Genomic DNA, 12,747 nt, shown 5'->3' on the forward strand with positions numbered 1-12,747 from the left:
GCCGCGACGATACAAAGACGCTGCGTGACGTCGCCGTCCTGCCATGGTCCTCGGCTCGGGGGCCGAGGACGACGGCGACAGGGCAGGACGGCGAGGACTTATCCGGGTTGGCCGGTGAGATCTGTGATTGCCGCAGGGTCGAACCCGAGGGCGACGGTGCCGCTTGAGGCAGGTGGCATGCCGAACCGCACCGGAGCCGCCCGATGATCGCGATCACGCCGCGGCAGGACGTGCCGCTCTGGCGGTCCGCCGCCGCGCTGGCCGGCGGGGTGGCCGCCGGCCTGCTGGTCACGATCGCCATCCTGGTCTCCGCCGGCGTCGGCCTGGGCGATATCTGGCAGGAATTCGTCGTCTACACCCTGCTGGACCTGGATGGTTTGTCGCTGGTCGCCACCTCCGCCACGCCGCTGATCCTGGTCGGCCTGGCCGGCGCGGTCGCCCTGCGGGTGCGCTTCTGGAACATCGGCATCGAGGGACAGGTCTGGCTGGGCGCGATCGGCGCCACCTGGATCGCCGTGGCCGATATCGGGCCGGACAGCCTGCGGCTGGTCTTCATGGCCGGCGCCGGCGCCCTGTTCGGCGCCCTCTGGGTGGCGATCCCGGCCTTGATGAAGCTGCGGCTGGGGATCAACGAGATCATCACCACCCTGCTGCTGAACTATGTCGCCCATCTGCTGGTGCAGCACCTGGTGTTCGGCCCCTGGAAGGATCCGACAGCGAACTTCCCGAATTCTGAGAGCTTCCAGCCAGGGGTGGAGCGACTGGTTCAGCTGGGCTGGGGCAATGTCCATGCCGGGCTGATCGTCGCGCTGGCGGTCGCGCTGGTCCTGTGGGTGGTGATGGAGCGGTCCCGCGCCGGGCTCTACATGCAGGCGATCGGCGCCAGCCCAAGTGTCGCCGCCGGCACCGGCCTGCCGGTGCTGGCGACGATCCTGCTGGCGGTGGGGCTGTCCGGCGCCGCCGCCGGCCTGGCCGGCTGGCTGGTCGCCTCCGGCCAGGAATACCGGCTGACCCAGCATCTGGGCACCGGCTATGGCTTCGCCGGCATCGTGATCGCCTTCCTGGCCCGCTTCCGGCCGGCCGCCGTAGTGGTTGCCGCGGCGCTGGTCGGCACCCTCTATGTCGCGGGCGACACATTGCAGGTCTTCTACCAGCTGCCGCGCGCGGTGATCGAACTGATCCAGGCGGTGATCCTGCTGTCGGTCGTCACCGCCGACTTCTTCGCGCGCTATCGCCTGACCCTGTCCCGCCCGGTGCGACGGCCGGCGCCCGGCACGGCCGCACAGTCCGGCGGCGGGACGGCCGTGCCGTGATCGAGACCCTTCTGCTCAACTGGCTGGCGTTCACGCCGGTTTTCGCTACGCCGCTGATGCTGGCCGCCGTCGGCCTGATCATCAACGAGCGCGCCGGCGTGCTGAACCTGGGCGCCGAGGGGATGATGATGGTCGGCGCGCTGACCGGCGTGATCCTCTCCTTCCACACCGCGCAGCCCTGGCTCGGCATCCTCTGCGCCGCACTGGCCGGGGGCGCGCTGGCCGCCGTCTTCGCCGCGGCGGTGGTGGTATTCCGGGCCAACCAGGTTGTCGCCGGGCTGATCACCGTGGCGCTCGGGGCCGGCCTGGCGGGCCTGATCGGCCCGCCCTACAGCCAGAAGCCGATCGCCGCCTTCGAGCGGCTCGACCTGGGCCCGTTGACGGAGCTTCCGTGGCTCGGCCGCATCCTGTTCAACCAGGACCCACTGCTCTACCTGTCGCTGCTGCTGGTGGCGGCGACCGGCTGGGTCCTGTTCCGGACCCGGCTGGGCCTGCGCCTGCGCGCCTGCGGCGAGAGCCCGGAAACCGCCGATGCCGCCGGCGTCGACGTGCAGGCGATGCGGCTGGCGGCGGTGGTGGCGGGCGGCATGTTCTGCGGCCTGGCCGGCGGCTATCTGTCGCTCGCGGCGAGCCAGGTCTGGGTCGAGGGCATGACCGGCGGCCGCGGCTGGATCGCCATCGCGCTGGTGATCTTCGCCGCCTGGCGGCCCTGGCGGGCCGTGCTGGGCGCCCTGCTGTTCGGCGGCATCGTCGCGCTGATCCCCCGCATCCAGGCCACCGGGGTCAGCGTGCCGACCTTCCTGCTGATGATGCTGCCCTATCTGGCGACCCTGCTGGTGCTGCTGCTGGTGGCCCTGCGCGGGCGCACCGCGGCCCAGGCGCCGGATGCGCTGGGCCGGGACTATGCCCGCGAGGACCGGCAGTAGGGGGTTCCGCCCCGCGGGAATGCGGGTCTCTGCAGGTGGGGCTTGATTTTGGCAATGACAGGCGCTATTCGTTAACCGATCAGACCGCTATGCCTCTGGCGTCTCCTGCCCCTGTCTCGCCGACAGGCACGACCACTCCACGCAATCCGGTGAGCTGAGACCCATTCGCGCTGTGCGCGGGTGTTCAAGACCTGTTTTGAGGAAAGACCGATGACCACAGGAACCGTGAAGTGGTTCAATCCGACCAAGGGCTATGGCTTCATCACGCCTGACCAGGGCGGCTCCGATGCCTTCGTCCACATCTCCGCCGTCGAGCGTGCGGGCATGTCGTCCCTGCAGGAAGGCCAGCGCGTCAGCTACGACCTTCAGCCGGGCAAGAACGGTAAGTCGTCCGCGGAGAATCTCCGCGCCGTCGACTGACCGGCCGCACAGGCTTTTCGGGAAGGCCCGCAGAAATGCGGGCCTTCTTGTTTTTCGGCCCTTCGGGCCGATCGACCGGCCTGCATCTGCGGCCGATCTTGCCCTTCGGGGCCCTCCTCCCCCATCTTTGGTGAAGGCGGCCGCATTCCGCGGCCGCGTCGCAGCCGAACGGAGTTTCATGCCCCGCAAGCCCAATTACGATTTCGAGCGCCGCGAACGCGAAAAGGCCAAGGCCGAGAAGAAGGCCGAGCGCCAGCGCGCGAAACAGGAAAAGTCCGACGAGCGCAAGGAAGAGCGCGCCACCGAGGACAGCGACAACAGCTGAGCCCGGCCGGGCCGTCGCAGCGGTGCCGCCCGGCACGGGCCGTCCGCGCGATGGCTGGCCTGTTCAGCCCCGCACGAGGTTGCGGAACGTGGCATTGGCGCGGGCAACCACCGCGTCGTCCGCCAGCACCAGCGCATCCACGAAGCCGGTCGCACGCCCGCCCTTCACCAGGCGGGGCTGCACTTCGAACCAGCTGCCGTTCGCCGCCGTCGCGACATAGTCCACCGCCAGGCCGAGGGTGACGATGCTGCCCCGCGCTTCCGGGGCCAGGGCGTCCAGGCCCAGGCCATAGGTATGCCCCATGGCATTGTCGGCGATCGCCGCGATGACGCCCCCGTGCAGGAAGCCCCGGGCGTTGCAATGCGCCGGCCCGATGCGGAAGCCGATGCGGTAGCTGCCATCCGCGACCCGGCGATAGAGCGGTTCCCAGGGATCGGTGACGGCGGAGCGGCGATCGTGTCGCTCGAACCCCGCCGGCACCGCCGTCGCGTCATCCGCCCTGCCTGCCATCCTGTCCTCCCGCCTGTCCGTCCGTTTGTCCGTCCGTCCGGCGCGGCGCATGGCCGCACTGCGCAGGGGACGCTATCGGCAGCCCCCACATCCATCAAATGAATGTTTCTGATCCGGATGCATGAATGCGATGCATTCTAGCGTGCCGGCAGGCGCCGGCGTTCAGCCCCGCACCTGCGGGGCGGCCGCCGTTTCCGCTGCCGCCAGCGGCAGGCTGACCCGGAAGCGGGCACCCTCTCCCGGCCGCGCCGGCAGCAGGTCCAGCGCACCGCCCAGCCGGTGCATGATCTGCCATGAGATCGCCAGCCCCAGCCCCGCGCCGCCGGGCTTCGCCCGCGCCCAGTTGCGGGAGAACTTGGTGAACAGGGTCCGCCGCTGCTCGGCATCGATGCCGGTCCCGTTGTCCGACACCTCCACCACCGCGCGGCCGCCCTCCATCCGGCATTCCACCAGGACCCGCGGCGCGGGCGCGGTGTTGTAGATCACCGCATTGGTCAGCAGGTTGATGAAGACCTGCCGCAGCCGGTCGGCATCGGCCTGCACCGGCAGGGCGGGCAGCGGTCCGATGCGTTCCAGGGCGACGCCGGCGGACCGGGCCAGGCCCTGGCAGGTGTCGATCGCCCGGCCCACCGCCTCCTGCGCGTCGATCCGGGCCAGCTGCCAGCTCGCCTCGCCACGCTCCAGCAGGTTCAGGTCCAGGATCTCGTCCAGCAGGCGGGTCAGGCGCAGGCTCTCCTCGTGGATGATGCCGATGAAGCGCTGCGCCTGGTCGCTGGACAGGTCGCGGCTCTCCAGCAGGATTTCCGAGAAGGAGCGGATCGAGGTCATCGGTGTGCGGACCTCGTGGCTGACCTGGCTCAGGAAATCGTCCTTCTCCGCGTCCAGCCGCTGCAGCCGTTCGTTCGCGGCGCGCAGCTGCGCCGCGGCCGCTTCCAGTTCCTGCGACTTCTGCTCCACCTGGCGGCTATACTCCATCAGCCGCGCGGTCTCGTTGGCGATGGTCATCAGTTCGTTCAGGCTGATGGTCTCGCCGCTGGCGACCTGGCTGACCATCGCCCGCGCCGAGGCGGCGCCGACCGAGCCCGCCAGCTGCCGCTCCAGATAGGCGATGAAGGCGCCGCTCGGCTCCGGCAGCTCGCGTTCCCGCCCCTGACGCCGGGCGAAGTCGCGGAAGATGCGGTGCGCCTTTTCCGGCCCCAGGATGCGCTGCGCCAGGACGAACAGGTCCTCCGCCGTCGCAAAGCGCCGGATGAAGCGATGCTCGTCCTCCAGCGGCGAACGGAAGACATCGACGAACAGCGCGCTCTGCAGTTGCTCCAGCGGCCGCAGGTCGCGGAACAGCGAGCCCAGCACGAAGACGATGGTGTTGACGCCCAGGCTCCAGAACAGCGCGTTGACCAGCGCGTCGTCGTGGATGCCGAACAGCGATTGCGGCCGCAGCCCCGCGATGCCCCACGGGCCGTTCGCGATTACCGACTGCGACAGCAGGAAGTCGCCCTCGAAGCTCGGCAGGAACAGGGTATAGGCCCAGAGCGCGAAGCCCGCCGCCAGGCCGGCCACCGCGCCGCCGGCACTGGCCTGCCGCCAGTACAGCCCGCCGATGATGGAGGGCAGGAACTGCGCCACACCGGCGAAGGAGATCAGGCCGATCGCCGCCAGGGCGTCGGACTTGCCGCTGAGCCGGAAGTACAGGAAGCCCAGGGCCAGGATCAGGCAGATGCTGATCCGGCGGCTGGTCAGCAGCAGCTGCCGCACATCGCCGGACTGGCCATGCATGCCCAGGCCCGGCAGCCGCAGCGCCACCGGCATGACGATATGGTTCGACACCATCGTCGACAGCGCGATGCAGGCGACGATCACCATCGACGTGGCGGAGGAGAAGCCGCCCAGGAAGGCCAGCATCGCCAGCGCATCCTGCCCCACCGACATCGGCAGGGTCAGCACGAACATGTCGGGATTTGCGCCTTCCGGCATGAAATGCAGACCGCCGATGGCGATCGGCAGGATGAACAGGCTCATCAGGAACATGTACAGCGGGAACATCCAGGCCGCGGTGGCCAGGTGGCGCTCGTCGGAATTCTCCACCACCGTCACCTGGAACTGCCGCGGCAGGCAGATCACTGCGGTCGCCGCCAGGAAGGTCAGGGCGATCCAGCGCGGCCCGAACACCTCCTCCGAATGCAGGATCTGGGGCGAGGCGCGGTCGAAGATCTCCGACGGGCCGTCGGCCAGCGCAAAGACCACGAAGATGCCGACCGCGACCAGTGCCACCAGCTTCACCAGCGCCTCCAGCGCGATCGCGGCGACCACGCCGTGATGGCGCTCGTTGGCGTCGATGTTGCGGGTGCCGAACAGGATCGTGAACAGCGCCATGCCGGCGGCGATCCAGAACGCCGCTCGGAAGTCCGGCTCGCCGGCCGGCAGGCCGGTCAGCCCCTCCAGCACATCGCCGCCGATCACCTGGAAGCTGGTGGTCACCGCCTTCAGCTGCAGCGCGATATAAGGGGTGGAGCCGATCACCGCGATCAGGGTGACCATCACCGCCAGGGTGTTGCTCTTGCCGTAGCGCGAGGAGATCAGGTCGGCGATCGAGGTGATGCGGTGCACCCGGCCGATCCGCACCAGCTTGCGCAGCAGGAACCACCAGCCGACGAAGACCAGGGTCGGCCCCAGATAGATGGTGGCGAATTCCAGCCCGTTCCGGGCCGCCGAACCGACCGCGCCGTAGAACGTCCACGAGGTGCAGTAGACGGAGATCGACAGGGTGTAGATCAGCGGCGACTGGATCCATCGGGTGCGGCCGCGACTCGCCTGGCGATCGCCCAGGAAGGCGACCAGAAACAGCAGCGCCACATAGGCCAGCGAGACCGCGAGGATCAGGTTGGCCGAGAGCATCAGTCGCGCCCCCTCCCCGGCCCGGCGCCCGGTTCCGCGGGTGGCGCCGCCGCCGGCGCCGCCCGGCTCCCCCTGTCGGCGCCGGCACGCCAACCGTCCCGCTGGCCGCGATACTCCGCCTGCCCGCGCGAATCGCCCGGGTGGCGCGTCTCGGTCGCTCCCCGCCCCTGCAGCCGGCGGGCCAGCCACAGCGCGGCCAGGATCATCGCCAGCCAGACGCCGAAGATGTAGAGCACGATCAGCGGCACGCCGGCGAGTCGCACCGGCGCCATGAAGATCTCCGGGAATGGCGGCAGCAGCAGGAACACGCCCAGCAGCGGCAGCACCAGCGCAGCGTCGCGCAGCTTGGGCGAGGCTTCGTGACCGACGACGCCGGGTGGTTCCCCCTGGTCTGCGGGCGGATCGGCGGCGCCGCTCTCCGCCGCGGCCTCGCGGTCGACCTCGCGCGGGGTGCCGCGATCGGCGCCCCCGTCCCCCTCCGGTCCGGGCGCGCTCACAACCCGGCCAGCCGCCGCACCCGCTCTACGACGTCCCGGTTGGAGAACGGCTTGGTGATGAAGGCGTCGGCGCCGATTTCCTCCGCCGTCCGGCGGTCCTGCGCCTGACCCTTCGCCGTGAGGACGATCACCCGCAATGCCTTCAGCCGCGGATCGGCCCGGATCTGCTTCAGGATCGAGAAGCCGTCCATCGACGGCAGCATGACGTCAAGAATCACCACATCCGGGGCATCCGCCTGCAGGGCGCGCAGGGTCTCCTCCCCGTCCAGCACCGCGGTCACGTCCAGCCCCTCCCGCTTCAGCAGGAAGCTCAGCGATTCCACGATATTCGGCTCGTCTTCCGCGATCAGCACGCGCGCTGTCACGCTGCCGGCCCTCCCCTGTCATGGCCCACCTGCGGCGGTCCCGCCGGCGGCATCGCGGCTCGTCGTCCGCTTGTTCCGGTGGAGTGTAGCGCCGACCGCCGCCGCGCGCACCGGCCGCCCGGCAGAGGGGGTGCGGCAATGAAGAAGGGCCCCGGCACTGCCGGGGCCCAGGTGAGTCTGACAGGTGAGTCTGACAGGTGAGTCTGACAGGGACCGTGCGGCCTGTCGGCCGCCGGCCGGTCAGCCCTGCTTTGAGGCGAACTCGCAGGACGCGTTGGGCTCCTTGCCGAAGGCTTCCTCGCCCGGCACGGTGGTCACCAGTTCCAGCAGGTCCCATTCGCCGGTCGATTCCTCCGGCGTCTTGGTGCGGAACAGGTACAGGTCATGCACGAAGCGGCCATCCTCGCGGATGTAGCCCTTGCCGTACATGTCGTCGATTTCCATCGACTTCATCTTCTTCATCACCGCGTCGGGATCCGTGGTGCCGGCTTCCTCGACCGCCCGCAGATAGGTGCGGGTGGCGGAGTATTCCGCGGCCTGCAGGCCGTTCGGCATCTTGCCCATCTTCTCGTAGAAGCGGTCGGCGAAGGACTGGGCCTCCGGCGACAGGTTGAAGTTCCAGGCCTCGGTCATCAGCAGCCCCTGGGTGTTCTCCAGGCCAAGGGCGTGGATGTCGCCGATGAACATCAGCAGGGAGGCCAGCTTCATGCTGTCGGTGAGGCCGAACTCCTTGGCGCCCTTGATCGCATTCACCAGGTCGGGGCCGGCATTCGCCAGGGCCAGGACCTCGGCGCCGGAGGCCTGCGCGCTGAGCAGGAAGGCGGAGAAGTCGGTCGTGCCCAGCGGGTGACGCACCGAACCCAGCACCTCGCCGCCGTTCTGCTTCACCACGGCGGTGGCGTCCTCCTCCAGCGAATGGCCGAAGGTGTAGTCGGCGGTCAGGAAGTACCAGGTCTTGCCGGCCGAGCGGGTCGCCGCGGCGCCGACGCTGCGGGCCAGCGACGTGGTGTCGTAGAAATAGGCGATGGTCCAGGGCGTGCAGTCCGGCCCGGTCAGCCGGGGCGTGGTACCGCCGATGCTGATGAACGGCCGGCCCGCCTCGGTCATGATGCTCTGCATCGCCAGGTTGGCGGCGCTGTTGGTGCCGCCCAGAAGCAGGTCGATATCCTGCCGGGCGACCATCTCGCGCGCCTGGGCAGAGGCGATATCCGCCTTGCTCTGGTGGTCCGCGGACAGGATCTCGACCTTGCGTCCGAGGACCTCGCCGCCCGCATCCTCGACCGCCATGGTGATCGCTTCCAGGCCGCCTCGGCCGTCCAGGTCGGAATAGACCCCCGACATGTCGGTTATGAAGGCGATCCGCACCGGGTCGTCCGCCGCCTGCGCCGGCAGGGCGCCAGCCGCCGCCAGCAGCGCCGCCGCCGCTGCCGTACGCAACAAGCCTGTCAACATCTCCATCCTCCCTTGATTGGTCGCATGCCCGGCCCTGCGGCCGAATGCGCATCGACACTTTTGAACGAACGTTCTATCAATCCCATTGCTGGGCTTCCTTGTCAACATGCCTTCCTTGCCGGATCTGCAAGGCGCAGGAGGCGGCGACGTCTTGACAGGCCCGTGGCGATGTTAGAACGTTCGTTCAAATCGGATGCAAGGAGGAACCTGATGGCACGCTTCGACCGGGTTATCAAAAACGGCATGATCATCGATGGCAGTCGCGCACCGCGGTATCGCGGCGACATCGCCATCAAGAACGGGCTGATCGCCGAGATCGGCCATATCGATGCGGCGGACGCCGACGAAGTTATCGATGCAGCGGGGATGATCGTCGCGCCCGGCTTCATCGACCTGCACACCCACTACGACGCCCAGGTCTTTTGGGACCCCTACTGCACCCTCTCCAGCTGGCACGGCATCACCTCGGTGGTGATCGGCAATTGCGGCTTCGGCTTCGCGCCGGTGAAGCCGGAGATGCGCGAGCGCTCGATGCTGTCGATGACCCGGGTGGAGGCGATCCCGCTCGCCTCGATGAAGGCGGGCATGCCCTGGGACTGGGTGACCTTCCCGGAATTCCTGGACAGCGTGGATGCCACGCCGAAGGCGGTGAACATCCTGCCCTACGTGCCGGTCGGCCCGATGCTGATCTGGGTGCTGGGCTTCGACGATGCGAAGGCCGGCCGCAAGCCGACCGACGAAGAGCATGCCGAGCTCTGCCGCCTGTTCAACGAGGCGCTGGACGCCGGCGGCTGCGGCTGGTCCGCGCAGCGGATGCTGCCCGACGGGCCGGCGGCCGTGCAGCGCGACTTCGACGGTTCGCCGATGCCCACCGACGTGATGCATGACGACACCTGCCGCGAGCTGGCGAAGGTGCTGCGCGCCCGCAACGAGGGCTTCATGCAGATGCTGATGATCTCCGGCGACAATGACCGCGACCAGAAGTTCTACGAGGAGCTGTCGGAGATCTCGGGCCGGCCGATGATCATGAACGTCGTGCAGGCCTTCGACCACCGGCCGGAGATCCACCGCCGGGTCCTGGCCTGGCTGGAGGATTGCCGCGCGCGCGGCATCCGTGTCGTCGGCCAGGGGCTGACCACCGACGCCGGCTTCACCTTCACCTTCGAGAACTGGAACCTGTTCGACGATGCCGAGGCCTGGCGCGAAGCCACCACCGGCACCTTCGAGGAGCGGCTGCAGAAGCTCGGCGACCCGGCGCGCCGTCAGGCCCTGCGGGACAACATGCCGATCACCGCCACCGGTCCGCTGCCGGAGATCGTGATCGTCGGCCCGAAGTCGGAGAAGAACAAGCAGTGGGAGGACCATACCCTGGCCCTCGCCGCCGAGAAGATGGGCAAGCATCCGGTCGACGTGATGCTCGACATCGCGGTGGAGGAGAACCTGGAGACCGAGTTCTTCGCCGCGCCGCCGAACGGCAAGATCGAGTACCTGAAGGAGATCGTGGACAATCCCTATGTCCTGTTCGGCGTCTCCGACGGCGGTGCGCATACCAAGTTCCTGACCGCCGGGCGCTATCCGACCGAGACGATCTGCAAGGTGGTCCGCGAGCATGAGATGATCACCCTGGAAGAGGCGCATTGGCGGCTGTCCGCCCTGCCCGCGCAGGTCGCCGGCTTCCAGGGCCGCGGCGTGCTGCAGAAGGGCGCGCCGGCGGACATCGTCGTCTACGACTACGAGAACCTGAAGGTCCTGAAGGAAGAGATCGTCCACGACCTGCCCGCCGGCGAATGGCGGCGGATCCAGCGGGCCAGCGGCTACAAGTACGTGCTGGTCAACGGCGAGGTGACGATCCGCGACGACCAGCAGACGGAGACCTATTCCGGCCGCCTGCTCCGTCACGGCACCGGTGCGGCCATCGCCAAGGCGATCGCCGCCGAGTAGCTGCCGTACCGGGGCTGCCGCCACCGCCGGCGGCAGCCCCGGACGCCAGGCGCAGGGCACCGTCGAAGCGCCCGCGCAGGATCCGGGAGGAACAGAGTGACTGCCACGCCCATGAGCCCGCCATCCGCCGCCGATGTCCCCTATCGGCCGATCCGGCTGGCGGCCCGGGCCGCCGCCTGGGACCGTTGTCCCGACGGCACCTTGCTGCTGCGATCACTCGGCGAAGCACCGCCGGGCCAGACGAATTTCGGCGACTATCTCCGCCATTGGGCCGTCAGCGACCCCGATCGGCCCTTCCTTCGCCAGCGGATCGGCGCATGGCAGCCGGGCGCGCCGCTGCGGCCCTGGCGCAGCCTCAGCTACGGCGAGGCGTTCGCGCGCGCGCAGGCGATCGCCCAGGCGCTGCTGGACAGGGTTCTGGGCCCGGAGCGGCCGGTCCTCATCCTCTCCGGCAATTCCATCGAACAGGCGCTGCTGACCCTGGCCGGCATGATGTGCGGAGTTCCGGTCGCGCCGGTCTCGCCGGCCTATTCGCTGCTCAGCGCCGATCTCGGCAAGATCCGGCATCTGGCGAAACTGCTGACCCCGGGCATGGTCTTCGCCCAGTCCGGCACCGAATATGCCCGCGCGCTGCATCTGCTGGCCGCGCTGCCCGATGCGCCGCCCGAACTTGTGGTGGTCGAGGATGCACCGGCCGATCTTCCCGCCACCACCGGCTTCGACAGTCTGCTGCGGACCGCGCCCGGGCCGGCGCTGGACCGGGCCTGGGACGCGGTCGGCCCCGACACCATCGCGAAATTCCTGCTGACCTCCGGCTCCACCGGCACGCCGAAGGCGGTGCCCAACACCCACGGCATGCTCTGCGCCAACCAGGCGATGCTGGACTGGGCGCTGCCGCCGGATCCCGCGCATCCGCCGGTGCTGCTGGACTGGCTGCCCTGGAACCATACCTTCGGCGGCAACCTGACCCTGAACACGGTGGTCCGCCGCGGCGGCCTGCTCCACATCGACGATGGCCGGCCGCTGCCCGACCGCTTCGCGGAAACCCTTGAGAACCTGGTCGAGGTCTCGCCGACGCAGTACGCCAACGTGCCCGTCGGCTATGGCATGCTGGCGGACGCGCTGGAGCGCAACCCGGCGCTGGCGGAACGCTTCTTCCGCGACCTGCAGCACATGTTCTACGGCGGCGCCGGGCTGCCGCAATCGGTCTGGGACCGGCTGCAGGCCTGCGCGGTCCGCACCATCGGCCAGCGCATCGTCTTCATGACCGCCTTCGGGTCGACCGAGACCGCGCCGATCGCGACCCTGCTGCACTGGCCCGTCGACGGGCCGGGACGGGTCGGGCTGCCGCTGCCCGGTGTCACCGTGAAGCTGGTGCCGCAGGACGGCCGGCACGAGCTGCGCCTGAAGGGGCCGATCGTCTTCCCCGGCTATCACCGGCAGCCGGAGCTGACCCGGGCGGTGTTCGACGAGGACGGCTTCTACCGGATCGGCGACGCTGCCCGACTGGTCGATCCCAACGACCCGGCCGAGGGCATCCAGCCGGACGGGCGGCTGGTGGAGGATTTCAAGCTGCAGACCGGCAGCTTCGTCCCGGTCGGCCGCCTGCGCATGGCCCTGCTGTCGGAGGTGCCGGAACTGCAGGATGCGGTGATCGCCGGCCATGACCGGCCCTATGTGGCGGTCCTGGCCTGGCCCAACCTGGAGGCCTGCCGCAGGATTGCCGGGAAGCCGGATGCGGGCATGGCGGAACTGGCGGGCGATGCCCGGCTGCATGCCCGGCTGCAGGAAAGGCTGCGCGACTTCACCGCCGGTGCGACCGGTTCCTCCCTGCGGGTGCAGCGATTGATGCTCCTGTCCGAACCTGCCTCCAGCGACGCCAACGAGATCACCGACAAGGGCTATGTGAACCAGCGCGCGGTGCTGCAGCGCCGCGCCGACGCCGTCGAGTCGCTCTACGCCGAGCCGCCGGCGCCGAACGTGGTCAGCCTCCTGCCGGCCGTCGCCGCCGCAGCCGGCTGACCCCTCCTTCCCGAGACCTGCCCTGCAGGCGGTACCGCCGCCTGCAGGGCACGGCGCGGGCCCGCCCGGTCAGCCGTCCGC

Annotated in this window: 11 protein-coding genes; 6 read left to right on the forward strand and 5 right to left on the reverse strand. The window is 69.4% G+C overall.

Annotated features, from left to right (window positions below; all coding sequences use genetic code 11):
- The first annotated feature begins 203 nt into the window (after positions 1-203).
- From ACFOGJ_RS29525 to ACFOGJ_RS29540, 4 genes are all read left to right on the forward strand, one after another.
- Positions 204-1,313, forward strand: coding sequence for an ABC transporter permease (locus ACFOGJ_RS29525; protein ID WP_379906902.1), 1,110 nt, complete (start codon positions 204-206; stop codon positions 1,311-1,313).
- Positions 1,310-2,239 carry an ABC transporter permease gene (locus ACFOGJ_RS29530; RefSeq protein ID WP_379906903.1) on the forward strand — a complete coding sequence of 310 codons (930 nt, stop codon included), beginning with the start codon at positions 1,310-1,312 and terminating at the stop codon, positions 2,237-2,239. Before ACFOGJ_RS29525 ends, ACFOGJ_RS29530 begins: the two co-directional genes overlap by 4 nt.
- Positions 2,240-2,449: 210 nt before the next feature.
- Complete coding sequence (locus ACFOGJ_RS29535; RefSeq protein WP_379906904.1) at positions 2,450-2,659, forward strand: cold-shock protein; 210 nt, start codon at positions 2,450-2,452, stop codon at positions 2,657-2,659.
- A 178-nt stretch (positions 2,660-2,837) separates the two neighbouring features.
- A complete protein-coding gene (locus tag ACFOGJ_RS29540; RefSeq protein ID WP_379906905.1) occupies positions 2,838-2,984 on the forward strand; it encodes a hypothetical protein in 147 nt (48 codons plus the stop codon).
- Between the two features lie 63 nt (positions 2,985-3,047).
- On the opposite strand, the gene ACFOGJ_RS29545 is transcribed toward ACFOGJ_RS29540, so the two are convergent.
- The 5 genes from ACFOGJ_RS29545 to ACFOGJ_RS29565 all read right to left on the reverse strand — a co-directional run bounded on the left by ACFOGJ_RS29545 (position 3,048) and on the right by ACFOGJ_RS29565 (position 8,703).
- Positions 3,048-3,494: a PaaI family thioesterase gene (locus ACFOGJ_RS29545; RefSeq protein ID WP_379906906.1), complete on the reverse strand. Its 447-nt coding sequence runs from the start codon at positions 3,492-3,494 to the stop codon at positions 3,048-3,050.
- Between the two features lie 162 nt (positions 3,495-3,656).
- A complete protein-coding gene (locus tag ACFOGJ_RS29550; protein WP_379906907.1) occupies positions 3,657-6,389 on the reverse strand; it encodes an ATP-binding protein in 2,733 nt (910 codons plus the stop codon).
- Positions 6,389-6,886: a hypothetical protein gene (locus ACFOGJ_RS29555; RefSeq protein WP_379906908.1), complete on the reverse strand. Its 498-nt coding sequence runs from the start codon at positions 6,884-6,886 to the stop codon at positions 6,389-6,391. The genes ACFOGJ_RS29550 and ACFOGJ_RS29555 overlap by 1 nt, the downstream gene beginning before the upstream one ends.
- Positions 6,883-7,251, reverse strand: a complete 369-nt coding sequence (locus tag ACFOGJ_RS29560) for a response regulator transcription factor (protein WP_379906909.1) — start codon at positions 7,249-7,251, stop codon at positions 6,883-6,885. Before ACFOGJ_RS29560 ends, ACFOGJ_RS29555 begins: the two co-directional genes overlap by 4 nt.
- 240 nt (positions 7,252-7,491) lie before the next feature.
- Positions 7,492-8,703, reverse strand: coding sequence for an ABC transporter substrate-binding protein (locus tag ACFOGJ_RS29565; protein WP_379906910.1), 1,212 nt, complete (start codon positions 8,701-8,703; stop codon positions 7,492-7,494).
- A gap of 210 nt (positions 8,704-8,913) precedes the next feature.
- Here ACFOGJ_RS29565 and ACFOGJ_RS29570 point away from each other — a divergent pair, with 210 nt between their 5' ends.
- On the forward strand, positions 8,914-10,644 hold the full coding sequence (locus tag ACFOGJ_RS29570) for an N-acyl-D-amino-acid deacylase family protein (RefSeq protein ID WP_379906911.1): 1,731 nt from the start codon (positions 8,914-8,916) through the stop codon (positions 10,642-10,644).
- 96 nt (positions 10,645-10,740) lie between these two features.
- On the forward strand, positions 10,741-12,666 hold the full coding sequence (locus ACFOGJ_RS29575) for a feruloyl-CoA synthase (RefSeq protein WP_379906912.1): 1,926 nt from the start codon (positions 10,741-10,743) through the stop codon (positions 12,664-12,666).
- The last annotated feature ends 81 nt before the right edge of the window (positions 12,667-12,747 follow it).

Source organism: Marinibaculum pumilum, assembly GCF_042646425.1.
Taxonomy (GTDB): Bacteria; Pseudomonadota; Alphaproteobacteria; order Ferrovibrionales; family Ferrovibrionaceae; genus Marinibaculum; species Marinibaculum pumilum.